Consider the following 23,680-nt stretch of genomic DNA (forward strand, 5'->3'; position numbering starts at 1 on the left):
TACATAGTATTTAAAGGTAATTTGATGAACCCGATTCTTGCGATGTTGAAAGAAAACAATATTAGCGACGAGCAAATCAACGAGCTATTTCAGGCGTTAACTCAAAACCCTCTGGCTGCAATGGCAACTATCAGCCAACTAGGTCTGCCACAAGATCAGCTTCAAGCGTTAATGGCGCAGGTAATGCAAAACCCTGTATTGATGAAAGAAGCTGTGGAAGAGTTAGGCCTAGACTTCTCCAAAGTAGTAGAAGCCAAAGCTAAGCTACAGCAGTAATATCAATAAAGGCTAACCAATTGGTTAGCCTTTATTTTTAATGTTCTTAAATGTAATGGTACAACACATGTAGATTATAGTTAACGAATGTTTATTTGTAATGTTCACCAAGTGTTTTTAATAAGCATTTAACGATAAATTAACTTTTATTGTTTAGGGAATATCTCACAACTAGGACAACTTAGAGCTTTGAAAGCTATGCATTCTTGTTCATAATGGTGGTTTTGAGAGGATCATTATGTACATTTCTATACTAACACATGAGAGAGATACGCCGTTATCAATAAACTACATTAATTACATGTATCCAGCGGACAAACTATTTAACTCTTGTGTCGAACTAAGAAGCAAAATAGACAATGAGAAAATTCCCGTTAGTACCATAAAAGATACTTCTCTTGCGGGACCATTACGTAAGCTTCCAAATGATATTACTGGTGAGAAAAGGTTACAAAAGCTTAAGGAACAGATAGATCGCAACATGGCCGTCAAGTCTAATATGTTAACAGATCGAATGCACTGGAAAAACAAAGCTGTTATTCCTTCACGTAATTTTTCGTCTCTAGCTCCAATACAGCCGTCAACTCTAGCTTCTACTGCAATGAAAGCAAATAGTGGAAGGGCTATGGCCTTAGGGATGGTTTTACAGAAAGGCAGAGCTATGCTTCTCTTTGATATTATCCGACAAAACGTTAGAGCGCTAGCTAATAGAGTACACAATGCAAATCTAGAATCATCTGGCTGCATTTTGATTGTGAATGTGAAGTATTTGAAAGTCGAGAGGGAATATGGGAAAGCGCCTCAACTATCTCGAGTTTCATTAGCAAGTATAATTTCTCAAGAAGACAAATATAACTTTGATTCGAGTGCCTATGTTCGTGGTCAAATTGCCAATATATGTGAAGCTAGTGCTAAAGCTCCGATCAATACAAAGTTTCAAATTGTAAGCGGTCAGTATGGCGAGTCATACTCGACAGCGGTCTTGTTTATCAAATGTACATGGGAATAACATGAGAATTGTTAACGTTTTATTAGTAGCCCTCTTTGTTACGGCATGTAACGATACTACGTCAAAGTTTGAGGCAACTAAAACGACAGAAAGCCTCCTAGTTAAGAACCGAGAAGCTACAGAGAAGTTGTATAACGAAGCAAATAAATTTTATGAACAAGGTGATGTGCAAGGAGCAAAGTCTTTATTGATCAAAGCTATCGAAGTAAATGATGTACATAGTAAAGAGCTTTTAGGGATCATCCTTCTAAAAGAGCCAAAAGTCATGGATGTTAAGAGGGGCTTTTCTTTAATCTCAGAGGCTGCTGATGATGGGTTGGCGAGTGCACAATTTTATTTAGGATCATGTTTGTATGATGATGGCTGTAGTTTACCTGAAAACAAGGTGCTTTCGGCCTATTACCTGACTCAAGCGTTAAATAACGGCGAAGGCGGCGCACAAATGTTACTTGGATTTCTAGATGAAGAAATAGGTGATACTGCGATTGATCAAAAAACATATGCGGTAGAGCTGAATCGCTACATAGAACAACTCAATTAACATTTCAGGCTTCATTGAAGTATAACGGTACTTTTAATTTTTTATAGGGTTTTAATCGAGTCTCAAACGCAGAGAGTGCTAGACGTCGCCAAAGTAGTAGAAGCCAAAGCTAAGCTACAGCAGTAATCGAGTTTTCGATAAAAACAAAAGCCGCCAGAGCCAAATGGTTCTGGCGGCTTTTTTACATCAGATGAAAGGTACGCGACTCCAACGGGAAAACGAATAGGTTGAGCTTAACTTGGTGCTTGCATAAAAAATTAAGTGCGATTCTAGTCACGTCGCATGAACTCACGGGTGCTATTGGAAATAAATGAATTGTTTCTAATACATAGAACGTATTAACATGGTTGCACTAGGCCCATATGAGTAAATTCATTGAATATACAATTTGAGAGAGGGTTTAGTTTTAAAAAATAACAGTTAGTTGGAATCTAGGTTAAATGAAAATAAATATATTTAAAAAGCTACAAGTTGTATTTCTTGTGGTGTCAGCATCTTTAATGGTGGGGTGTTCGTCTATAGATGCGCATGCTGGTGGCGGATACGGAAAGCCGTTTTCAGGCACAGCGTTATCAGTCGCACGACAACCTTGCTATTTAAGAGCTGATATTACTTCCATCGCGTTATACCCACTATCATTGATTGACATTCCTTTGTCGTTAGCAACGGACGTTGTGTTTCTTCCTGTTGATTTAATCATGGTAGCTACACCAACAACGAGTTATGGCGGTGTTGTTTCTCTAGGTTGTCCAAGCGGCAGCATGATCTAAAGTCTGATTTTATTGAAATAAATGGAAGGAAATGAAAGTGGAATCGAAAAATAATTACTCAACAGAAAACAACGCTCCCTCGGTGCTCTTTGTAACGTCGCTTTTGTGTCTGGCATCAGTTTGTTTGGCCATACTGCTATTTATTATTGAGTACATTTCTGGCATGGAAATGAACGGTGTCGGCTTTCTTGGGACGTTAATACCAGCGATGAGTGTAGGATATTATTTTGGCTATAAAACAGGGGATATAATGCCTTCGACAACGAGATGGTATTCAGTGCTGCTTTGGAATTTATCGAGCTTAGTGGTGTTTTCTCTCATCTTAATGTTTTTGGGCATCTCTATATTTGAATTGATAGCGGAACTAGGCTGGTTCAGTATTATTATCGTTGTATTAACGTTAATAACCGTTTGTCTCGGGTACTTTATTTTCAAGAGTGGTGAAAAAATGGCGATTAAGGTTTTGCTAAAAGCGCAAAAGAGTGCGTAACTCACATATAACGAACGCTTAAAGATAGATACGTAAAAAAGACGCCAGCCATATCGTGCTGGCGTTATTGTTTTCTCTTTCTTTGTGCCTCTTTGGTCTCTAGCAAAATTGAATGTTTTAGACGAAACGGTCTTTCCACGAAAACTCAACATGTTTATGTCTGCCGAAACGTGTGTATAATTCTCCAGAAATTACGATTTACAGATAACGAAAGGTAAGTATGGCAGTCCTCGAAATTCTCTCCATTCCAGACCCAAGGCTTAAAGTAAAAGCAGAAAAAGTCACTGACGTATCGACAATACAAACGTTGATCGACGATATGCTAGAAACACTTTACGCAACGGGCAATGGTATCGGTTTAGCTTCAACCCAAGTGGGCAGAAAAGAGGCGGTTGTTGTCATCGATATCTCTGACGAACGCAATGATCCTTTAATCTTAGTCAACCCAGAAGTGGTGAGCGGAGAAAACAAAGCGCTTGGTCAAGAAGGGTGCCTATCTGTTCCCGAATACTATGCCGATGTAGAGCGTTACACATCAGTTGTTGTGTCTGCATTGGACCGTGATGGCAACCCGATTACAATCGAGAGCGATGAGTTCTTGGCGATTGTGATGCAGCATGAAATCGATCACCTATCTGGTAACTTGTTCATTGATTACCTTTCACCGCTAAAGCAAAAAATGGCGATGAAAAAAGTGAAGAAATACGTAAAAGCGCAAGCTAAGTAAGATGGGAGGAAGTAACTCACAACCGCGATTTGCTTCCTTTTAAATCAAGAATAAGTAGAGTGGTTTATCTCGGTTTTTTGGGGACATAACGCTTTACGACCTTCATAAGCCTCTGAAATGAAGAGCAGTCCATATGTGACTCATGAGGGCAGGAGGCAACATGGTTTAGGCTGTCTCGCACCGCTTTCAAACGTGTTATTTGCTCATCAATCTCAAGCGCCTTTTTCGCCAGTAAGTCACGATCAATGTATGGTTTTGAACCTTCTGAGTGATTCAACATTTCCGCCATTTCGTTAAGTGATATTCCAGCGATACGCCCTAAACTAATTAAGTTGAGTTTACTGAGTACCTCTGGCGAATATTGACGTCTCAATCCATTCCTTCCTATTGAGCGAATTAACCCCAATTGTTCGTAGTATCTGAGCGTTGAGGTCGGCAATCCTGATTTTTTAACCACTTCTGCAATATCCATTCTATTTCTCATTGACTTCAAGTTGGCTTTAAGTTGTAGCATGCAACTAAGACCTTAACAAATCAAAAACTTGAGGAGCGAAAAATGCTGCTTTTAATGGGATTGCAAGCGGTGCTAATAGGGATTGGTGCGACTGTGATAATGGATTTATGGGCTTGGCTACAAAGGAGAGTGTTTGGTATTCCCTCATTAAACTATGCATTGGTTGCGCGCTGGGTTTTGTGCATGCCAAAAGGGAAGCTTGTGCATGCGCCAATTATGTCAACAGACCCGATGCCGGGAGAAAAAGCACTCGGTTGGTTTTTGCACTATGCCATTGGCGTTGTTTTCGCTTTGGCTCACATTGCTGCTTTTGGGCATCATTGGTTGCTAGAGCCTAGTCTAGTGCCCGGCTTAGCCACTGGTGTGGTCACGTTGGTCTTCCCATTTTTTGTCATTCAACCTTGTCTAGGATTTGGTTTTGCTGCCAGTAAAACCCCAACACCTTGGAAAGCCCGTTTTCTTAGCACATTGGCGCATTTGGCTTATGGCTTGGGTTTATTCATAGCCGCGTTTGCAATCAAAGTGGCGAGCCAGTATTTTGCATAGGGAATATGAGCATCATGCAAACGAGTCTTTTTTGTTTTTATTTATGATGCTCAACTCTTGGTCGTTTTTGGCGCGTTGCTCATAGTGGGCCGATATGTTTGAGGTCTGTCGTATTTATCCAAGACGTAAAGTCGGCGAACATTTAACATTGCCTTAACGCCAGAATGGCAAGCGGTTTACCAAGAAAAATTAAAATTATCTGGTTTGACATAAAGAATATTAAGGGTTTCAGATGGCTTCAAAAGTGGCAGGGATATCAATACTGAGCTTATTGGCAGCGCCAGTTGCGATGGGAGAAACAGCCAGTGCTTATGATTTATGTTTGCTAGACAAAATCAAGCAAAGCGAAGGTGAGGAAACCATAAAGAGCATTCGCGCGCAGTGTGAGCTCGATGCAGTAACAAGTACAGTGCCCGCTGATCCAGAAATTGAAGAACCTGAGGAGCTTCAGGAAAGCTTGGTCGACAAGCGTTTGGAATCAGAACGAGAAAACGCCTTTGAACCATTTAGTTTGGTGGCGCATCGTGTTAACTACATCTTGCCGTTCACTTACAGTGATCGCGTAAATAAGCGTGCTTATGCGGACACTAAGTACGGGGATGAGCTGCGTAAGGAAGAAGCGGAGTTCCAAATTAGTTTTAAAGTGCCAATGAACTACGACGATTTGTTGTTTGATGGGGATGGTTTGTTCTTTGGTATGACGCTAAAGTCATTTTGGCAGGTGTATACAGGAGCAGCATCGCGTCCATTTCGTGAAACCAATTATCGTCCTGAGCTTTTTTATTATACCCCGACAGACTGGAAGCCACTTGATGGTTCGACTTGGTTAGGTTTTGGTATTGAACATGAGTCGAATGGGCAGAGACAAGAGTTATCGCGCAGTTGGAATCGTGTTTACGCCAACTTAACCTTTGCGAAAGACAATTTTGCGGTTTCTCTTCAACCGTGGTGGCGTATACCTGAGGATGAAAAAACATCTCCGAATGATCCTAAAGGTGATGATAACCCGGATATCGAAGATTACATGGGGCACTTTGAGCTATCGAGTGCGTACAAATGGAATGGTTATGAGTTTACCTTCTTAGGCCGCCAGAACTTCCAAACGCATAAAGGCTTTGCCGAATTAGGGGTGTCATTTCCGATCTGGGGCAAACTTCAGGGATACGCACAGTACTCGACGGGGTATGGTAAGAGCTTGATTGACTATGATCATAATCAGCAGCGTATTGGTGTTGGTATCGCGATCAACGGTGTTCTGTAGTTTTTCGGTAGCTCAATAGAAATAAACGCTGGCAATTGAGATTTCAGTATTTAGAATGCGTGGCTGAAATTGATTTCCAACCTAGAGTGATTTTATGCTTCGTGATTACACCTTCGATTGTCTTGTAACCATGCCTCGTCATGAACTGGAAGAGTTTAGTGCTCGCATGATCAGTAAAATGGTGCCAGAAGACGTGATGAATGAGCTGTTTACTTTCGATCAAGAAGAAGTGGCTAGCGAAGACCGTATGTTGTCTGCACGTCTTGATGCCATGTTACGCATGACAGCAATCGCACTGAGCGAAATTCAACAAGCGTTTGATGACTCAGACAATGCGAAGCAAAATAGCGAGCGAATGACGCGACTGGTTCTTTGGCATTTCTATGCGATTTCATTCCATTTGGAAGAGGCGATCACGTTAGAAACACACTGTGCACTAGTGGAAAAACTACTTGAAAATACACCTTCGGATGTTTTTGTTTGGGTGAAAACTCTGACAGAGCTTCTGCACACTTACGCTGAAATCAACGCGAAAGAAAACCCTCAAGACTAAGGTTTTTGTCGTTAATCGTTCAGTAAACAAGGCGAGCCATTCGGTTCGCCTTGTTTTATTTTTGCATCTGTAAAATCCGCAGTTTTGGACTTTTGACGTACACCATGAGCCTCGCTTTAGGTTCGCTTCTCACTAGCGAATAGGGCGATTTCTTCTTACACTAAAATCAAAGTATTTGTTTTCGAACACTTTAATACGTCATTAAGGTGTGTCTTCCAATCCACTTAAATACGGATAATTTATGTCGGAGAGCGTTCTGGTTTTTAAATTTGAGTCTATTTTGAAGCGCATATGCTTTCTATCTCGGCTACATTTTCGTTGCGGGCGTAAATAATGGACCCGTTAACGCAAGGTTTACTGGGCGCTGCTTTGCCACAGTCTGCGAGTAACAAGCGGCACATTGTGGCTGCTGGCGTGTTAGGCGTGGTTTCAGGGATGGCGCCGGATTTGGACGTACTTATCCGTTCATCAACTGACCCATTGCTGTTTTTGGAATATCACCGACACTTTACCCATTCATTGTTGTTTATCCCTTTTGGCAGCTTTCTCTGTGCTTTAGTGTTGTATCCGTTGTTTGCAAAAAAGCGAGGACTAAGCTTCCGGCAGAGTTGGTTTTATTGTGCCCTTGGTTATAGCACCCATGCGCTGTTAGATGCTTGCACCAGCTATGGGACTCAGCTTTTTTGGCCGATAAGCAACACACGCTATGCCTGGAATACGATCTCTGTTATCGATCCCGCTTTCTCACTTCCGATTTTGATCCTGCTTTTCTTTGCCGCACTGAAGCGAAATCGAAGCTACGCGCGTGTCGCATTTCTATGGTCTCTGGCTTATCTGACTCTTGGGGTTATTCAACGAGATAGAGCAGAAGCGGCCGGGTGGAAAATCGTCCAAGAGCGACAGCACAGCGCTGTGCAGCTAAAAGCAAAACCAACCTTCGGGAACCTTTTGGTCTGGAAAGTGATTTATGAAACGGAAGATAACTACTATGTGGATGCGGTAAGAGTGGGGCGTTCAATAAAAATCTACCCAGGCGAATCCACACCAAAGCTCAATGTGAAAACACAATTTCCATGGCTCGATCCGCAATCGCAGCAAGCGAAAGACATCGAACGTTTCCGTTGGTTTTCAAATGGTTTTGTAGCGCAAGACCCGAATAACGAAATGCGAATTGTTGACGTGCGTTACTCTATCGTTCCAAACCATATTAACGCGCTGTGGGGCATCAATTTATCACCCAAAGCTAGCCCGAACGAGCATGTTGAATACACTGCTCATCGAGGTAGTACAACCGAAGATCGCCAAACTTTTCTAAATATGCTTACGGATTTTGAGTGATGGTTTTGCTTTGGATGCCGATGTGGTGTCGTAATAACTATTACGCAGACTGAAAGTCCTTCACTAGGGTCGGCTTGCTGGCGAAGAAAACTTTGCCAAACAGAGACTTGTACTTCCATCCAAGGGACAACAGTCGTTTTGCTAAGCTTTTGTTTTCAATGATAGCGACTTCAACGCCTTGGTAATGATATGGATGGCTTTTAATGTAGTTGATAAATGCAGTAAGCACGCCTTGCCCACGAACGGAGGGCGCAAAGTTGACTGCAACAATGGAAAAGCGCTGACTGCCAACAGGGCAACGGACAAAGCAGTGTCCAAGCGGATGAGTGATGGTCTCGGAAAACTCAGGAAACGCGCGAGACTCTAGATCTTGAGAGAGCGCATCGTATTGCTGACATAAATGATAAAAAAGTTGTTTCGCTTCGCTGTTCATATCGGTGCCGCTTACTTGTAACTTGGTTTAAAGGCATTGATTTCACGAACATTGTAACCATAGGCAGAAAGACAAAATGCGGTGAATTTTTACAGTGGTGATTTCCTATTTTTGAAACCTAACTTGTTACAAATGAAGCTGATTGGTTTTTATATGGTACGTGGGGATGAGTGTTTCTAGTTGAAGGGAGAGTACGCTGGTTACTGGATTCTTACCTGAGTTCCTGTATTAAAAGGAGAACCACTTGGTTTAATGCCGCTCGTTTAACTACGAGTGGCATCTTTTTATATTTCGTCATCTTGTACAGCGGCGAAGGTGCGTGATATAGGATCTTCTATCCTAGCTCTTTATGGTCAAAATTGTCTCTTTAACCACTCCTCAGCACGTTGCTATTAGATTCCTAGTCTCGCCAAGGCTCGCAGGAATGACACAAAAACATCGTTAAGCTATTGGCATTAAATCACTTGGTCCGTTTTTGCTTATTCTTGAGGGCTTAACTAGGCGTTACTCTAAGTGCTTAAATTGTAACGCCACGAGTCGCTGATACAACTCACAGCTTTGCATTAATGATTGGTGGTTACCAACATCGACTAACTCACCATTGTCCAGCACCGCTATTTTATCCGCATGTTGGATAGTCGAAAGGCGATGAGCAATGATAAGTGTTGTGCGTCTTTTCATCAGTGCTTCAAGTGCTTGCTGAACGTGATGTTCACTTTCACTATCAAGGGCGCTGGTAGCTTCGTCTAGTAGTAAGATTTTTGGATCTTTTAGAATCGCGCGGGCAATCGCAATGCGCTGCTTTTGACCACCTGATAGTCTAACGCCGCGCTCGCCTAAAAAGCTGTGATAGCCTTCGGGAAGCTTCTCAATAAACTCATGGGCATGAGCTTTTTTGGCGGCTTCGATGACTTGTTCATCCGTGGCTTCTGGATTGCCGTAGCGAATATTGTGGAACACATCATGGCTAAACAGCGCTGGCTGTTGTGGTACGAGTGCCATTTGGCGTCGAAGCTCTTTTGGGTCGAACTGTCGAATATCTTCGCCACCAAACAACACTTGCCCCTGTTGTGGGTCATAAAAGCGTTGCAGCAATTCGAATAGTGTTGTTTTACCTGCACCAGAAGGGCCAACCAACGCCAATACTTTGCCTTGTTCTGCGGTTAGATTTAATTCTTTGATAGCTGGTTGATTTGGGCGAGAAGGGTAGTTGAAACTCACCGAATTATAGTTGCTTGGCGCTTTAATATCGCTGTCTACTTGAAGAATCTCAATCAGTCGCTCGGTAGCACCTGCGGCCCTTTGTAGTTCACCCATCACTTCAGAAATGGTTGCAGTCGATGAGGCAACCATAATGGCATAAAACACAAATGCGGCTAGGTCACCCGCAGACATCTTTCCGTGAATCACATCGCTGCCGCCAACCCAAAGCATGCCTGCAATTGCGCTGAACACAATCACAATAACGCTAGAGATTAGGATTGCGCGCTGTTTTACTCTCTGTCTGCCTACTTCATAAGCTTTTTCCACCTCGACAGCGAAAGCCGCTCGTTCGTACGGCTCTGAGCTAAAACTTTGCACGGTTTTAATATGTTCTATCGCTTCACCTGCGTAGCTGCCGACATCGGCCATTGAGTCCTGACTTTGGCGAGAGAGCGCACGCACGCGTCGTCCATAAAACAAAATCGGAACGAGAACCAAAGGCACAGAAGCAAGCACAATCAGCGTGAGCTTAACGTTGGTGGCAAACAACATTATGATGGCCCCAAAGCACATCAAAGCGCTACGCATCGCCATCGAGAACGATGAACCAATAATGCTTTGCAGCAACGTGGTATCGGTAGTCAGGCGCGACATAATATCGCCGCTACTGTTGGTCTCAAAATAGCTCGGATGCAGCGTAATCACATGGTTGAACACCGCAAGGCGAATATCCGCACTGACGCGCTCACCCACCGAAGATACAAGGTAAAAGCGAAAGAAAGTCCCAATGGCAATACAGAGTGTGACACCGACAATAAACTGAATCGCATTAGTAAGCTCTTGCAATGATTGCTGAGCAAAGCCTTGGTCGATAAGAATACGTACTCCATAGCCAACGGATAACGTCAAACTTGCCGTCGCGACAAGGGCAACCAAAGCCGCCGCAACCCGCCATTTATAAGGTGCAATAAAGGTGTTGATTTTAAGAAGAATGCTGAGATTTTTGTTATTTTTTCTGCTCATGAGTGGCTCACAAAGCGTTTTAGGTAACTGGCATAGTAAGCCAGTTTTGTAGGGGAGACCAGTGAACTACCGCTTTCGGAGTAGGAAGTTGAGGAGTTTGATAGAGTAAACATTACCCTATCTGTTTACTTTTAAGTAATCACTTAAGTCACATTGACTACTTACGGAATCCCCATGGGATTGAAATTCAAACTTTCTGATGGGATTGGTGGCTTCGCAGTTTAAATTAGACATATTTACTCTTTCCTTCACACCGATGACGTGATGCCTGAAAATTCCTTTCCAAATAACAACCTTTTGATTGGCAACGGTTGTGGTCATTTCTACACTGCATATTGTTTGAAATAGACCATCGAAAATACTTAGAACTTTGCTCCTTTTTCTGAAAACAGGATCAAACTTGAATTCCCCATTTGTATTCGTGGTGAAGCTACGTTCGAAAGAACGATTTTCTGACTGAATATTAAGTACTACATTTGCATTCTTTATGGGAGCATCGTTCTTCGTAATACGTCCTTTTATGCTTGGTGTAAACTCTTGAGCTTCCTTACCTAAAAATAAAAAGCCAACAGCAAAAACAGAAATCAGTACGAGTAAGAGTAAAGCTGCAAACTGTTCTAAGAACAGAAAAACATTGTTGATCATACGTTATAAATCAGTAGTCAGTGAATACACCTCGAATTGTTGCGTATTGTCTTGAGTGACTATAGCGAGTATCTAAATCGGTGAGACATAATTCACGATTTTTTAGAAGTTTTGGAGGATAGAGTGACCTAGCCAATCTTTGTTTTGAATAAGAAGCACTGCGATATTCACTGATATAGCCAATATCGCATGTATATCGAAAATCATTTAAACGTCTAAGAGACTAGAGTCAGCTTTTAGCTAGGAGGGAATTAAGCTCGGCTTTTGGCGAGTAGCAGATCGACCTTTCCTTTTGCTGTTTTACTAACCGTTTGCATCAACTGAAAACTTGGCTTAACGATACCTGAGTTTTCTAATCCTTCGACCATTAAGAGCCAAAGCTTGGCTGTCATTTGCGCATCGGCTAGTGCGCGGTGAAAAACACCGTCGTTGTCGATATTTTTATAGCGAACAAGTTCACCTAGCTTGTGTGATGGGGCATCTTGAATGAGCCGTCTTGCTACCAGCAAGGAGCAAGCAAACTCACCCGAATAACCACAGTTGATTCGTTCAAGCTCTGCATCTAAAAATCGTTTATCGAAAGACGCGTTGTGAGCGATAAGGTTCTCGCCAGCAATGAACTCACTAAATGACGCCATTACCTCTTCGCAGCTTGGTGCCGAACGTAACATATTGTTGGTAATGCCGGTATAGTTCTCAATGAAAGAGCTCACTCTGAAACCGGGATTCATGAGTTGCTGAAAACTATCAACAACCTCGCCATCGACTAACTTTACCGCACCAATTTCTATTGCGCGATCACCTAAAGTAGGAGAGAGACCTGTGGTTTCAAAGTCGAGTACGACCACAGAGTTTGCTTGAGGCATAAAATTTTCCAGCTGAGTAATATTGCGCAAGAGTATTATCGAAAGTGACAGAAAAAGAAAGGCGAACCAATTGGTATATCTTTGTCGATGTAGATTCCAAAAAATCGACGCTACGTAATCAATATGAGAGTTTTATAACACGTTATTGGCGATACTTAATGTATTCTTAGCCGAAGCGAAGAAGAGGATTTATCAATGTCAAAAAGCTCCAAGCTTCACAATGAAGACAAACTGGTTAAGAAGGCACTAGAGATTGGTGGGAAGATGGCGAAGCTACAAGGTTTTGACCTTCCTCAGTCACCACAACCTCTAAGAGTAAAAGCGATTTACCTATTCTTGGTCGATGCAAAACAGATAACACCACTACCGGAAAGTAAGCTAGACGGCGCAAGCATCAAACACCGACTGGCAGTATGGATACACAGTGCATTGCCAGACAACGACCCTCTAAAGTAGAAAACTCAAGAAGTCACATAGGTCATTACTTAACACAGGCCATTAATTAACAAGGCGAGCCAAATGGTTCGCCTTGTTTGATCTTGGTGAGTGCACCGAGGTCTTTTTGCGTGGCGGTATCATTGATTTACAAAACAGAATCAAAAGGACTAAAGATAAATCCCGAGAAGCGCTACAATGCAGGCGTTGCGAGAGTGCAACCAAGATTACTCATTTACAGAAGCCTTGAAGTAACCATAGATGTCTAAAAATTTCGAATTCACTACAGAATACATACTCGACAAACCTTTCTTTGCTGAGTGTTATGATCAAACTAGCCAGCCAACGAAGTTCCCACAAGCGTACCTAAAAGGGATGCTGTTTCTTATCTTTGGTGTGGTATTATTAGAGTTTGAACTGCTACCTAACGGTTACGTAGGTTGGTTCTTTATCGTATTGAGTGTGATTGAAGCGTGCAGCGTTTATTTCAAAAGAACTTGGTGGCTGTGGCGTCAAACCATCAGCTCAAGTCGCGGCAGTAAAGTGGCTTTTGAAGTGAATGCAGATGGCGTGCGCTACAAAAGTGGTAAAGTTGACCGCAGCCTCGCTTGGAATGATATCGACCAACTCGAACAAACTGATTTGGGCTTTATCCTTCACCTTGGTAAACAACGCCAATACATCAGCAAATCTTGCTTAAACGAAGAAGTGAGCGCGTTTATGGTAGAGCAGCACGCGGCATCAAAAGCGAGCTAACAAATTCACATCAAGCTGGAGTGAGCGATCTAAAAAGTAGGTGATATATGATCGAACATCATAACAAGTGCTTGGTTGATTCTGAATCAACTGGGTTTGATGTACAAAACTAATAGGGTTTAGAGATTTCTCTTTCGGACAAACTGCTTCGGTGTCATGCGCGCAATCTGCTTACACTCTCTAGTCATGTGTGCTTGATCGGAAAAACCTTGCTCCAGCGCCAACTCCGATAAAGTAAGATCGGGTTGCGCTCGGAGTTGCTCTAAAGTGTGCTTCACTCGTTTAATGCGTTGGTAATGTTTAGGAGTAATCCCCAACCATTTCTGAAAATTGCGCTCTCTCTGGCGCTGACTGATGGTCCCTGTAGGCTGGTCAATGATGTGGCGGACGTACTGTGGTTCATATTCCTCAATCAGTGCTTGAACCCAGCGATACAAAGTAGAAATCCTTGCAGACGGCGAACGCGCTGTTTGCAGAGACTCAAATGTTGCTAGCGCAGAAGAAGCCAAAGGGTGGTCATCTTGAATCCGCAATAGCTGATCTAGGCGTTTACCAAATAGTTGATAACCAACTGCAGGATGAAAGCGTACGCCAGTCATCACCGCGCCTGGCGGTAGGCAGACCTGATGTGCAAGAATGCTCACAGGTAGTAGGACAACCCCCGGCGCCTGCCGTTCACCATCCATTTGTACTTCATTTTGTAAAATGAATACCACACCTGTACCAGCATCACTGAGTAATTGTTTACATACGGTTTGCGTCGTATCAGGTTTGACGGATGCTGACCAAATGGCTTGAACATAGCCAGCTAAAGCCCTTTGAGGTTTTAAAATATCAAATTCTAGGTTCAAATGAATCATCCTATTTAACCTCAACTTAAATGAGAAAGTGATATACATGTACTTTTCATCATATTAAGCTGAGGAATAAGCAGCGACTTATAAGTAAAAACTGTCAGATAGAATTATCTAGGTTTATAGTCTCCAACCTTTGGCTTAAATGCCTTAACTATTCGGTTCCAACTATTGATCGCGTTGATCGCAATTGTTAGGTTGACCATAGCCTCTTCTCCGAAGGTATTCAAGGTCAGCTGATAGGTATCATCATCTACTGGTAGGCCAGCAGTTAGTAATTCAGCCCAGCCTAGCGCAACGTGTTCTGCATCGCTGTAGAATGGCATATCTTTCCACGCACTAAGCCCCCATATGCGTTCCGGCTTTTCACCTAACTTAAGCGCATCTTTACTATGCATGTCGATACAAAATGCACATTGATTGATTTGCGATATGCGTAACTTAACCAGTTCCCATATGATCATGTTCATGGTTTCTGATTGGTTAAATTGTTCATGGAAGTAAGCTTCCTGAGCGTACAGGATTTCTATTGCCTTTGGCGCTACTTCAATATAGTTGAGTCGTTTTTTCATGGTCATTTTCCTCTGTTTTTCACATAATAAAAAACGCTCTTAGCAAAAGATTGAAGATTTTCGACATGCACTCAATAAAGTTAGATAAAGGAGTGAACGAAGAAAGCGAAAAAGGATGTCTATTTGATGCTATGCGTAAACATTTGTATTGTGTGCCTTACACATTTGCAAGGCGTTACGTGCTTTCTAGAAAAGTCTCAAAATAGCGTACAATTAGCGTTTTGACACAGCGGAAATCATCATGTCCAAAACTGTTCAGCAGCAAATCGGAAACATTGCTCTAGTCGTTGAAAATTACGACGATGCTATCGAATTTTATACTCAAAAACTTCAATTCACTCTGGTTGAAGATACCAACCTAGGAGGTGGTAAACGCTGGGTTCAAGTTTCTCCTCCAAACTCCAATGGTACAAACCTACTTTTAGCTCAGGCAAGTACACCGGAGCAAACGCATGCAGTAGGAAATCAAACAGGTGGTCGTGTTTTCCTGTTTCCGCAAACTAATGATTTTTGGCGTGACTACGAGTTGATGAAGAAAAATGGTGTTGTATTTAATGAAGAGCCTCGTGTGGAAGAATACGGGACAGTGGTGGTGTTCCAAGATCTCTATGGTAATAAATGGGACTTACTGCAACTGAACTGAGAAACTACACAGCACCTGCATAACATAGTGTTCATGAGGAGTTTCCAACAAGCTTTTAAGGTTCTGAGATATTAGTGCTAATTCTAAGGTTCTCAGAAGTTACAATATTTCTAAATCACTTTTGTGCAAACAATAACTAGTTATCATTCCTTCTTGATGTACCAACAAATGTCAGGGCGGCACAGCAAAAACAAAAAGGCGAACCAAACGGTTCGCCTTTGTCGATTTAGAGACTACAAGAATTAATCTTCGTAGTTATCGATGCTTGGGCATGAACAGATTAGGTTACGGTCGCCGTATACGTTATCTACGCGGTTTACTGTTGGCCAGTACTTCCAAGATTTGGTCGCTTTAGAAGGGAAGCAGCCAAGCTCGCGAGAGTAAGGACGGTCCCACTCTTCAGCAGAAAGGTCAACTTGCGTGTGTGGCGCATTAACGAGAGGGTTGTTCTCTAGTGGCCATTCACCGTTTTTCACTTTTTCCATTTCTTCGCGGATAGCGATCATCGCATCACAGAAGCGGTCTAGCTCTTCTAGATCCTCCGATTCCGTTGGCTCAACCATTAGCGTGCCCGCCACAGGGAACGACATAGTTGGTGCATGGAAACCGTAGTCCATTAGACGCTTCGCAATGTCTTCTTCGCTTATGCCTGTTTCTTCTTTCAGTGGACGAATATCGATAATACATTCGTGCGCTACACGACCATTTTTGCCACGATAAAGAACAGGGTAGTGTTGGCGAAGTGTTTCCATCACGTAGTTTGCGTTCAGAATTGCTACTTTTGTTGCATCTGTTAGGCCTGCTTCGCCCATCATTGCGATGTAAGCCCAAGAGATCGGTAGGATAGAAGCGCTACCCATATCTGCTGCTGATACTGCAAAATCTTCGCCTTCTACGCCGTCTTCAATATGGCCTGGTAGGAAAGGCGCTAGGTGAGATTTCACACCGATAGGACCCATACCCGGACCGCCACCACCGTGCGGGATGCAGAAGGTTTTGTGTAGGTTTAGGTGAGAAACGTCTGAACCAATAAAGCCTGGTGATGTTAGACCAACCTGCGCGTTCATATTCGCGCCGTCTAGGTAAACCTGACCGCCAGCGGCATGAACCATTTCACACACTTCTTTCACTTTCTCTTCGTAAACGCCGTGCGTAGAAGGGTAAGTGATCATAATGCTTGATAGGTTGTCTTTGTGCTTCTCGATTTTCGCTGCTAGGTCGTCGATGTCGATGTTGCCTTCTTCATCACACTTAACCACGACAACTTTCATTGACACCATAGATGCTGTCGCAGGGTTAGTACCGTGCGCAGAGCTTGGGATCAAACATACGTTGCGGTGACCTTCGCCACGGCTTTCGTGGTAGCGTTGAATCGCGATAAGACCTGCATACTCACCCGATGCGCCAGAGTTTGGCTGAAGTGAGAATGCGTCGTAGCCTGTGATCTCACAAAGCTTCTCTTTTAGATCTTTCGCTAGTGCTGCATAGCCCGCCGCTTGTTCTGCTGGCGCGAATGGGTGGATAGAACCAAACTCAGGCCAAGTGATTGGGATCATCTCTGCTGCTGCGTTCAGCTTCATCGTACAGCTGCCTAGTGGGATCATGCCATGCGTTAGCGAGAAGTCTTTGTTCTCTAGCTGTTTCAGGTAACGCATCATTTGCGTTTCGCTATGGTGCGTATTGAATACAGGGTGAGTCAGGTATTCTGTTGTGCGGCGTAGCGCTTCTGGAATTGCCGCAAACTCGTTGCCTGCGATTTCCGTCGATAGTGCTGCTACGTCTTCTTTTACACCAAAGACTGCAAATAGTGCTTCTACATCAGCGACCGTGGTTGTTTCGTCACAGCTAATACCTAGCTTGCCAGGTAGTAGACGTAGGTTGATGTCTGCTGAAAGTGCTTTTGCGTAAAGCTCTTCTGTTTTTGAACCTGTGTTGATCGTGATGGTATCGAAGAAGCTGTTATGAGCAAGTTCAAAGCCACCTTTGGTTAGGCCAGCGGCGATAATCGCAGTCATATGGTGTGTACGGCGAGCAATAGTGCGTAGACCTTCTGCGCCGTGGTAAACCGTGTAAAAAGACGCCATGTTAGCTAGCAATGCTTGAGCGGTACAGATGTTCGATGTCGCTTTTTCGCGGCGGATATGCTGCTCACGAGTTTGCATTGCCATGCGCAGTGCTTGGTTGCCGTTAGTATCGATAGAAACACCGATCACACGACCTGGCATGGTACGCTTGTGTTTGTCACGCGTTGCCATGAATGCCGCGTGTGGACCGCCGTAACCCATAGGAACGCCAAAACGTTGTGCAGAACCGATTGCTACGTCTGCGCCCATTTCACCAGCAGGCTTCAATAGGGTAGAAGCAAGCAGGTCAGTCGCAACAGTGACAAGCGTTTTGTTTGCTTGCGCTTTTGCGATGATGTCGGTTAGGTCACGAACTTCACCTGTTGTGCTTGGGTATTGAACTAATGCGCCGAACACGTCTTGCTCTGGTAGGGATTCTAGTGAACCAACCAGAACTTCAAAGCCGATGAATTTTGCACGAGTTTTTACTACTTCTAGCGTTTGTGGGTGAACATCGTCAGCCACAAAGAATACGTTACTCTTGCTCTTACCCGCGCGCTTACACAGAGTCATTGCTTCTGCCGCTGCTGTTGCTTCGTCTAGCAATGAGGCGTTCGCGATTTCCATACCAGTTAGGTCGATGATCATTTGTTGGAAGTTTAAAAGGGCTTCCAAGCGACCTTGAGAAATTTCAGGTTGGTAAGGTGTGTAAGCGGTATACCAGCCAGGGTTTTCTAGCACGTTACGTAGAATGACGTTTGGAGTAAACGTGTTGTAGTAGCCCTGGCCAATGAATGTACGTTTAATTTGGTTTTGTTTAGCAAACTGCTTCATCGTCACTAGCATGTCTGCTTCGCTTTTCGCTTCTGCCAACGTCATTGGTTGTTCTAGGCGAATTTGTGCAGGCACGGTTTCTTCGATGAGGGCGTCAAGGCTTACCGCGTTGATGGCATCCAACATTTTTTGTTGGTCTGATTTGCTTGGTCCGTTGTGGCGTCCAACGAACTCATTTTGTGTGCTGAGGCTTTGAAGTAATTCAGTCATTGTCCTTTACCTACTCCTTGGCTCGGGTAACGGAAATGGTCGTTAGTGACACATTTAATTATACGTCCGAACCTAGAAAAAAAGCTGCTCTCTAAACAGGCTAGGGAACAGCTTTCGTCACATCCTAATTACTCTTCTTCGATAGAGTTTAGGTATTCTTCCGCGTCTTTTAAGTCATCCAACTCAGATGGGTTTGAAAGCTTCACTTTCACAATCCAGCCACCTTCGTACGGTTCTTCGTTGATTAGCTCTGGGCTGTCTTCTAGTTCTTCGTTGATTTCTACGATTTCACCGGTAACAGGAGAGTAGATATCTGACGCTGCTTTTACAGACTCAACCAAAGAGAAGCTTTCACCTGCTTCTACTTCGTCTTCTACGTCTGGTAGGTCAACGAATACTACGTCACCCAACATTTCTTGCGCATGCTCAGAAATACCAAGTGTTACTGTGCCGTCACCGTTGTCACGTACCCACTCGTGGCTATCTGTAAACTTCAGTGTTTTGTCCATTGCTTAATCTCCAAATAACTTGTCAGGAATTATTGTGATTTTTAAAAAATCGTTTATTGGTAAAGAGGGAAGCGACTGCAAAGTTCTTTTACTTCTTTGCGAACGCGTTTTTCAACGTCTGCGTCACCTTCTGGGTTGTTCACCAAACCATCCAGTACGTCACCAATCCAATTACCGATGAGTTTGAATTCTTCAGCGCCAAAGCCGCGGCTTGTACCCGCAGGCGTTCCTAAACGGATGCCCGATGTAATCATAGGCTTCTCTGTATCGAATGGGATGCCATTTTTGTTACATGTGATCCCAGCACGTTCTAGAGCTTCTTCTGCTTTGTTGCCTTTCAAGCCTTTAGGGCGAAGGTCAACCAGCATTAGGTGCGTGTCTGTGCCACCAGTTACGATGTCGCAACCGCGAGTTTGCAATACTTCCGCTAGGACTTTTGCGTTATTGATCACCGAATCAATATAAGTTTTAAATTCAGGGCCAAGCGCCTCTCCAAATGCAACCGCTTTTGCTGCGATAACGTGCATTAGTGGGCCGCCTTGTAGGCCAGGGAATACGGCGGAGTTGATTTTCTTAATGATGTCTTCGTGGTTAGTCAGGATCATACCGCCGCGAGGGCCACGCAATGTTTTGTGTGTTGTGGTGGTCACAACATGCGCATGTGGCAATGGGCTAGGGTGTGCACCTGTTGCGATAAGGCCAGCAATGTGTGCCATATCGACCATAAGAATTGCGCCAACTTCGTCAGCGATTTCACGGAACTTAGCAAAATCGATAACGCGTGGAATAGCACTGCCGCCCGCGATGATCATCTTTGGTTTGTGTTCTACTGCAAGTGCACGAACGTCGTCGTAGTTGATTTCCAGTGTTTCGCGATCAACGCCGTATTGAACTGCGTTAAACCATTTACCAGAAAGTGCTGGGCGTGCACCGTGCGTTAGGTGGCCACCAGCGTCCAAAGACATGCCAAGAATGGTGTCACCTGGTTGAAGAAGAGCCAGCTTCACCGCACCATTTGCTTGAGCGCCTGAGTGAGGTTGAACGTTTGCGTATTCGCAACTAAAAAGTTTTTTCGCGCGTTCGATAGCAATGGCTTCCACTGTATCTACGTGCTCACAACCACCGTAGTAACGACGACCTGGATAACCTTCAGCGTATTTGTTAGTTAGGCATGTGCCTTGAGCTTGCATTACCGCTTTAGAAACAATGTTCTCAGAAGCGATAAGTTCGATTTGTTCGTTTTGGCGAGCGGATTCCGCCTGAATTCCAGCAAAGACAGCATCATCTGTCGCAGAGAGGTTGGTAGAGAAAAAGTTTTCCAAGCTGTGGTTAGGGTAACTCTTATTCATGGTAGTTGACCTTCCAAATCTTAAAATGAACCCGCAATAGATGAATTATGATTTGCGGTTGTGGTTCATTTGTCCTCAAAACAGCTGAACTGCATAGCAGAACAGAGTGAACATCCGGCCCTAAATGTGGGCAAAAACTCCGTCGGATTGCGTGTTTCCTTTACCAATCTCTTACGGAAATATGCATCTCTACATCTAACAAGTTGGTAACATAGCGCCTGCAGCGGGAACAATCAACCAAAAATTTCCTATAGGAAACAAGATTTCAAAAATTGTTAACAAGAGCACGGTTTAATTCACTTGGTGGACTTTTATCCACTATGTGCTTCATGCACAATGCTAGTAGGACAAAAATAAGGATATCTATAGAGGGATTTATGGCAGAAAGTATTTACGATGAGTACCCATCGATGACGTTAGCGAAAGAGCAAAATGATCAAAATATCGAGCCATTAAAGCTGGGTCAGCGTATCAAGGATATCCGCTCAAAACTTGGTATTACACTAGAAGAAGCCAGTCAGCGAACGGGGCTTGCTCGTTCTACACTGAGTAAAATAGAAAATGAGCAGATCTCTCCGACATTTCAAGCAATGCAAAAATTGGCGCTTGGCTTACAAATTGATATGCCGCAACTCTTTGAGCCACCTAGAAAAAAGGTTGCTACAGGGCGTAGGGATGTTACCAAGAAGAATGAAGGCAAACCACACCCAACGCAAACCTATGAACATGAGCTTCTTGCTACTCAACTTTCCAATAAGAAAATGATGCCGTTTAAGAGCCAAATTCGTGCTCGTAGTTTTGATGAATACAAAGACTGGGTTCGTCATGATGGCGAAGAATTTCTGCTTATCTTATCTGGTGAGGTCATGTTCTATTCTGAGTTCTACGAACCTGTGGTTCTAAGCGAGGGCGACAGCGTCTATTACGATGCGAACATGGGACATATGTTGACCAGTGTTAGCGAGGAAGATGCGCACATTTTGTGGGTGACAGCCAAATAGTGATAAATAGTTGTAAATTTCCTATAGTGAAAGCAAACGATTGCTGCTGGTGGTCGTTATGATGGAAAGGCGCTTTTTTGATGAGAATACACTCATTAAAGCGCTTTTTTTGTACGATTTGTTGTGATTAAAATGTTAAGAGTCACACTTTTGCAAGTCGATCTACGTCTTGTTCGTGCAAAATAGAATGAGCCGTGTTTATTATTGGAAACACATCGAATGCCGATAGCATTCTCGGGTCTATCTAAATGGAGACGAAAATGACTCAAGAACTACTGAAAACACCACTACACGCACTTCACGTTGAAGTTGGTGCCAAAATGGTCCCGTTCGCGGGTTACGATATGCCTGTTCAGTATCCTCTAGGCGTAAAAAAGGAACACTTACACACTCGTGATGCGGCAGGTCTGTTTGATGTTTCTCATATGGGACAACTTCGCCTAATTGGTGACGGTGCAGCTGCGTTCCTAGAAACATTAGTGCCAGTGGATATTGTGGATCTTGAGTCTGGTAAACAGCGTTATGCGTTCTTCACTAATGAAGAGGGCGGCATCATGGATGACTTGATGGTAGCGAACCTAGACGATCATCTTTTTGTGGTTGTGAACGCGGCATGCAAAGAACAAGACATTGCACACCTACAATCGCATTTGCCATCTGGTGTTGAGTTAGAAATTATTGAAGACCGTGCTCTGCTTGCGATCCAAGGCCCTAAAGCGGCAGCTGTATTGGCGCGTTTTGCCCCAGAAGTTTCTGACATGCTGTTCATGGATATTCGTAAAGTCGATATTTTAGGCGCCGAATGCATTGTTTCTCGTAGTGGCTACACTGGCGAAGATGGTTACGAGATCTCGGTTCCTGCTGACAAGGCAGAAGATCTCGCACGTAAACTGACCGCGGAAGAGGAAGTTGAATGGATTGGCCTTGGTGCTCGTGATTCACTTCGTCTCGAGTGTGGTCTTTGCCTATACGGTCATGACCTAGACACAACAACTACACCTGTAGAAGCAAGCTTGTTATGGGGCATCCAAAAGGTTCGTCGTATCGGCGGTGAACGTGAAGGTGGTTTCCCAGGTGCGGATATTATTCTTAAGCAGATCGAGACCAAAGATGTGGCGCGCAAGCGTGTCGGTTTGGTTGGCCAAACAAAAGCACCAGTCCGTGAAGGCGCGGAATTGTTTGATGCTGATGGGGTTAAAATTGGCGTTGTAACCAGCGGCACTGCGGGTCCAAATGCAGGTAAGCCTGTCTCAATGGGTTATGTGCGTGCTGATCTTGCTGCGATTGGTACCGAATTGTTCGCTGAAGTACGCGGAAAAATGCTACCAATGACGGTTGAGAAAATGCCGTTTGTACCGCAACGTTACTACCGCGGTTAGGTTACTCATTATTGTCATTCTTCGCGTATTCGGAGGCAAGAAACAAGCAAAAATGCCGAGCTTTCTAGCTCGGCATTTTTATGTATATCGGTTTTATTTATACGCTTGGAAGTTATCGTAGTTTCTGCAGCCTTATCCGACCGCTTTGTCGATTGTACAACACATGTCGATAACGATATCTTCAAGTTTTTCCGGATGAATCATGTCTTCTTTTGCAATCCCAAACTGAGACGCCATGATCGTATTGAACAGCTCCCAATGTTTGATCAGCATTTTTTCGCGATTATCAGCGATGTCAGGCCATGTCTCTTGCATCATCGGAGTAAGACTGATTGCACCATGTGCAAAAATCAACATCTGCCACTTTGATTCCCACTGATCAAATTGGGCGTTAGGGTTTTCACTGTTGTACTGCTCAAAAATTCCGGTAAATATCGCAGCAAACTCATCTTTTGACTTTAAGAAATACTGCAGCAGGGCACCATCATCGCCTTGGCGAATAGCATCAGCGATCATCTGTACTGGGTGAGGATTAACGAGCGCAAATGCCAGCATGCGAACCATGAACAGATAAATTTTTCTATTCGAAGGTGTGTTCTCAGGCATCTCATTGATTAATTCAGCCATATAGCACTGCATGAATTCATCCATCGCGTCGCTAACCGCTTGCCAAATCTTCTCTTTGCTGCCGAAGTGGTGACGGATCAAACTATGTGAAACACCAGCCTTTTCACTGATATTGCGCAGTGAGACACGCTCGTAACCAAGTTCACAAAACATATCTGCTGCCACCTTAAGGATCAGACACTTAGTTTGTTCTGCGGCTTCAGCACTTCTACGCCCCTGCTTTCTTTCATTCATAGTTCGAATTTTCCCGAAT

Annotated in this window: 26 protein-coding genes; 15 read left to right on the plus strand and 11 right to left on the minus strand. The window is 43.7% G+C overall.

What is annotated here, in order from left to right; translation table 11 throughout:
- Positions 1 to 24: 24 nt before the first annotated feature.
- The 6 genes from EX191_RS04980 (at position 25) to def (ending at position 3,813) form a co-directional block, all read left to right on the plus strand.
- Positions 25 to 276 carry a DUF2999 family protein gene (locus tag EX191_RS04980; RefSeq protein ID WP_048624989.1) on the plus strand — a complete coding sequence of 84 codons (252 nt, stop codon included), beginning with the start codon at positions 25 to 27 and terminating at the stop codon, positions 274 to 276.
- Positions 277 to 514: 238 nt separating this feature from the next.
- A complete protein-coding gene (locus EX191_RS04985; RefSeq protein WP_048624990.1) occupies positions 515 to 1,285 on the plus strand; it encodes a hypothetical protein in 771 nt (256 codons plus the stop codon).
- A gap of 1 nt (position 1,286) precedes the next feature.
- Positions 1,287 to 1,826, plus strand: coding sequence for a tetratricopeptide repeat protein (locus EX191_RS04990; protein ID WP_048624991.1), 540 nt, complete (start codon positions 1,287 to 1,289; stop codon positions 1,824 to 1,826).
- Positions 1,827 to 2,266: 440 nt separating this feature from the next.
- Positions 2,267 to 2,596, plus strand: coding sequence for a YceK/YidQ family lipoprotein (locus EX191_RS04995; protein ID WP_005478428.1), 330 nt, complete (start codon positions 2,267 to 2,269; stop codon positions 2,594 to 2,596).
- A 31-nt stretch (positions 2,597 to 2,627) separates the two neighbouring features.
- Positions 2,628 to 3,086 (plus strand): ABZJ_00895 family protein, encoded by a 459-nt coding sequence (locus EX191_RS05000; protein ID WP_193447261.1) that lies wholly within the window; start codon positions 2,628 to 2,630, stop codon positions 3,084 to 3,086.
- Between the two features lie 220 nt (positions 3,087 to 3,306).
- Positions 3,307 to 3,813, plus strand: a complete 507-nt coding sequence (gene def / locus EX191_RS05005; protein ID WP_005395192.1) for a peptide deformylase — start codon at positions 3,307 to 3,309, stop codon at positions 3,811 to 3,813.
- A 64-nt stretch (positions 3,814 to 3,877) separates the two neighbouring features.
- Here def and EX191_RS05010 read toward each other — a convergent pair whose 3' ends face one another.
- Positions 3,878 to 4,285 (minus strand): helix-turn-helix domain-containing protein, encoded by a 408-nt coding sequence (locus EX191_RS05010; RefSeq protein WP_020842055.1) that lies wholly within the window; start codon positions 4,283 to 4,285, stop codon positions 3,878 to 3,880.
- An 84-nt stretch (positions 4,286 to 4,369) separates the two neighbouring features.
- Here EX191_RS05010 and EX191_RS05015 point away from each other — a divergent pair, with 84 nt between their 5' ends.
- The 4 genes from EX191_RS05015 (at position 4,370) to EX191_RS05030 (ending at position 8,025) form a co-directional block, all read left to right on the plus strand.
- Positions 4,370 to 4,873, plus strand: a complete 504-nt coding sequence (locus EX191_RS05015; RefSeq protein ID WP_193447262.1) for a DUF2938 domain-containing protein — start codon at positions 4,370 to 4,372, stop codon at positions 4,871 to 4,873.
- Positions 4,874 to 5,105: 232 nt separating this feature from the next.
- The gene (locus tag EX191_RS05020) at positions 5,106 to 6,134 is read left to right on the plus strand and encodes a phospholipase A (RefSeq protein ID WP_193447263.1); all 1,029 of its coding nucleotides are present in this window, start codon (positions 5,106 to 5,108) and stop codon (positions 6,132 to 6,134) included.
- A 94-nt stretch (positions 6,135 to 6,228) separates the two neighbouring features.
- Positions 6,229 to 6,687 (plus strand): hypothetical protein, encoded by a 459-nt coding sequence (locus tag EX191_RS05025; protein ID WP_054867392.1) that lies wholly within the window; start codon positions 6,229 to 6,231, stop codon positions 6,685 to 6,687.
- A 333-nt stretch (positions 6,688 to 7,020) separates the two neighbouring features.
- Positions 7,021 to 8,025, plus strand: a complete 1,005-nt coding sequence (locus tag EX191_RS05030) for a metal-dependent hydrolase (RefSeq protein ID WP_182036334.1) — start codon at positions 7,021 to 7,023, stop codon at positions 8,023 to 8,025.
- A 40-nt stretch (positions 8,026 to 8,065) separates the two neighbouring features.
- On the opposite strand, the gene EX191_RS05035 is transcribed toward EX191_RS05030, so the two are convergent.
- From EX191_RS05035 to EX191_RS05050, 4 genes are all read right to left on the minus strand, one after another.
- On the minus strand, positions 8,066 to 8,458 hold the full coding sequence (locus tag EX191_RS05035; protein WP_182036333.1) for a hypothetical protein: 393 nt from the start codon (positions 8,456 to 8,458) through the stop codon (positions 8,066 to 8,068).
- 504 nt (positions 8,459 to 8,962) lie between these two features.
- Positions 8,963 to 10,684: an ABC transporter ATP-binding protein/permease gene (locus tag EX191_RS05040; RefSeq protein ID WP_193447264.1), complete on the minus strand. Its 1,722-nt coding sequence runs from the start codon at positions 10,682 to 10,684 to the stop codon at positions 8,963 to 8,965.
- A gap of 117 nt (positions 10,685 to 10,801) precedes the next feature.
- The gene (locus tag EX191_RS05045) at positions 10,802 to 11,329 is read right to left on the minus strand and encodes a DUF6795 domain-containing protein (protein WP_193447265.1); all 528 of its coding nucleotides are present in this window, start codon (positions 11,327 to 11,329) and stop codon (positions 10,802 to 10,804) included.
- Between the two features lie 251 nt (positions 11,330 to 11,580).
- Positions 11,581 to 12,195, minus strand: a complete 615-nt coding sequence (locus tag EX191_RS05050; RefSeq protein WP_193447266.1) for a 3'-5' exonuclease — start codon at positions 12,193 to 12,195, stop codon at positions 11,581 to 11,583.
- Between the two features lie 195 nt (positions 12,196 to 12,390).
- On the opposite strand from EX191_RS05050, the gene EX191_RS05055 reads away from it, so the two are divergent.
- A complete protein-coding gene (locus EX191_RS05055; protein WP_005376453.1) occupies positions 12,391 to 12,651 on the plus strand; it encodes a DUF5062 family protein in 261 nt (86 codons plus the stop codon).
- A 240-nt stretch (positions 12,652 to 12,891) separates the two neighbouring features.
- Positions 12,892 to 13,386, plus strand: a complete 495-nt coding sequence (locus EX191_RS05060; RefSeq protein ID WP_193447267.1) for a YcxB family protein — start codon at positions 12,892 to 12,894, stop codon at positions 13,384 to 13,386.
- 119 nt (positions 13,387 to 13,505) lie between these two features.
- On the opposite strand, the gene EX191_RS05065 is transcribed toward EX191_RS05060, so the two are convergent.
- Positions 13,506 to 14,246 (minus strand): helix-turn-helix domain-containing protein, encoded by a 741-nt coding sequence (locus EX191_RS05065; protein ID WP_193447268.1) that lies wholly within the window; start codon positions 14,244 to 14,246, stop codon positions 13,506 to 13,508.
- A 104-nt stretch (positions 14,247 to 14,350) separates the two neighbouring features.
- Positions 14,351 to 14,812 carry a carboxymuconolactone decarboxylase family protein gene (locus EX191_RS05070; RefSeq protein WP_104972541.1) on the minus strand — a complete coding sequence of 154 codons (462 nt, stop codon included), beginning with the start codon at positions 14,810 to 14,812 and terminating at the stop codon, positions 14,351 to 14,353.
- Between the two features lie 241 nt (positions 14,813 to 15,053).
- Here EX191_RS05070 and EX191_RS05075 point away from each other — a divergent pair, with 241 nt between their 5' ends.
- Positions 15,054 to 15,455 (plus strand): VOC family protein, encoded by a 402-nt coding sequence (locus EX191_RS05075; protein ID WP_193447269.1) that lies wholly within the window; start codon positions 15,054 to 15,056, stop codon positions 15,453 to 15,455.
- Positions 15,456 to 15,697: 242 nt separating this feature from the next.
- Here EX191_RS05075 and gcvP read toward each other — a convergent pair whose 3' ends face one another.
- The 3 genes from gcvP to EX191_RS05090 form a co-directional block, all read right to left on the minus strand.
- Entirely contained in the window at positions 15,698 to 18,562 is a 2,865-nt protein-coding gene (gene gcvP / locus EX191_RS05080) for an aminomethyl-transferring glycine dehydrogenase (RefSeq protein WP_193447270.1), read from the minus strand.
- Between the two features lie 128 nt (positions 18,563 to 18,690).
- Positions 18,691 to 19,071, minus strand: coding sequence for a glycine cleavage system protein GcvH (gcvH, locus tag EX191_RS05085; RefSeq protein WP_046876056.1), 381 nt, complete (start codon positions 19,069 to 19,071; stop codon positions 18,691 to 18,693).
- Between the two features lie 53 nt (positions 19,072 to 19,124).
- The gene (locus EX191_RS05090) at positions 19,125 to 20,420 is read right to left on the minus strand and encodes a serine hydroxymethyltransferase (protein ID WP_046876057.1); all 1,296 of its coding nucleotides are present in this window, start codon (positions 20,418 to 20,420) and stop codon (positions 19,125 to 19,127) included.
- Between the two features lie 377 nt (positions 20,421 to 20,797).
- Between EX191_RS05090 and EX191_RS05095 the strand changes: the two genes are divergently transcribed.
- Together EX191_RS05095 and gcvT are read left to right on the plus strand one after the other, a co-directional pair.
- Complete coding sequence (locus EX191_RS05095; RefSeq protein ID WP_005395176.1) at positions 20,798 to 21,421, plus strand: helix-turn-helix domain-containing protein; 624 nt, start codon at positions 20,798 to 20,800, stop codon at positions 21,419 to 21,421.
- Between the two features lie 260 nt (positions 21,422 to 21,681).
- Positions 21,682 to 22,800 carry a glycine cleavage system aminomethyltransferase GcvT gene (gene gcvT / locus EX191_RS05100; protein WP_193447271.1) on the plus strand — a complete coding sequence of 373 codons (1,119 nt, stop codon included), beginning with the start codon at positions 21,682 to 21,684 and terminating at the stop codon, positions 22,798 to 22,800.
- Positions 22,801 to 22,932: 132 nt separating this feature from the next.
- On the opposite strand, the gene vdeR is transcribed toward gcvT, so the two are convergent.
- The gene (vdeR, locus tag EX191_RS05105; protein ID WP_006742273.1) at positions 22,933 to 23,661 is read right to left on the minus strand and encodes an efflux transporter transcriptional repressor VdeR; all 729 of its coding nucleotides are present in this window, start codon (positions 23,659 to 23,661) and stop codon (positions 22,933 to 22,935) included.
- Positions 23,662 to 23,680: the final 19 nt, after the last annotated feature.

The organism is Vibrio chemaguriensis (assembly GCF_012275705.1).
Lineage (GTDB): Bacteria > Pseudomonadota > Gammaproteobacteria > Enterobacterales > Vibrionaceae > Vibrio > Vibrio diabolicus.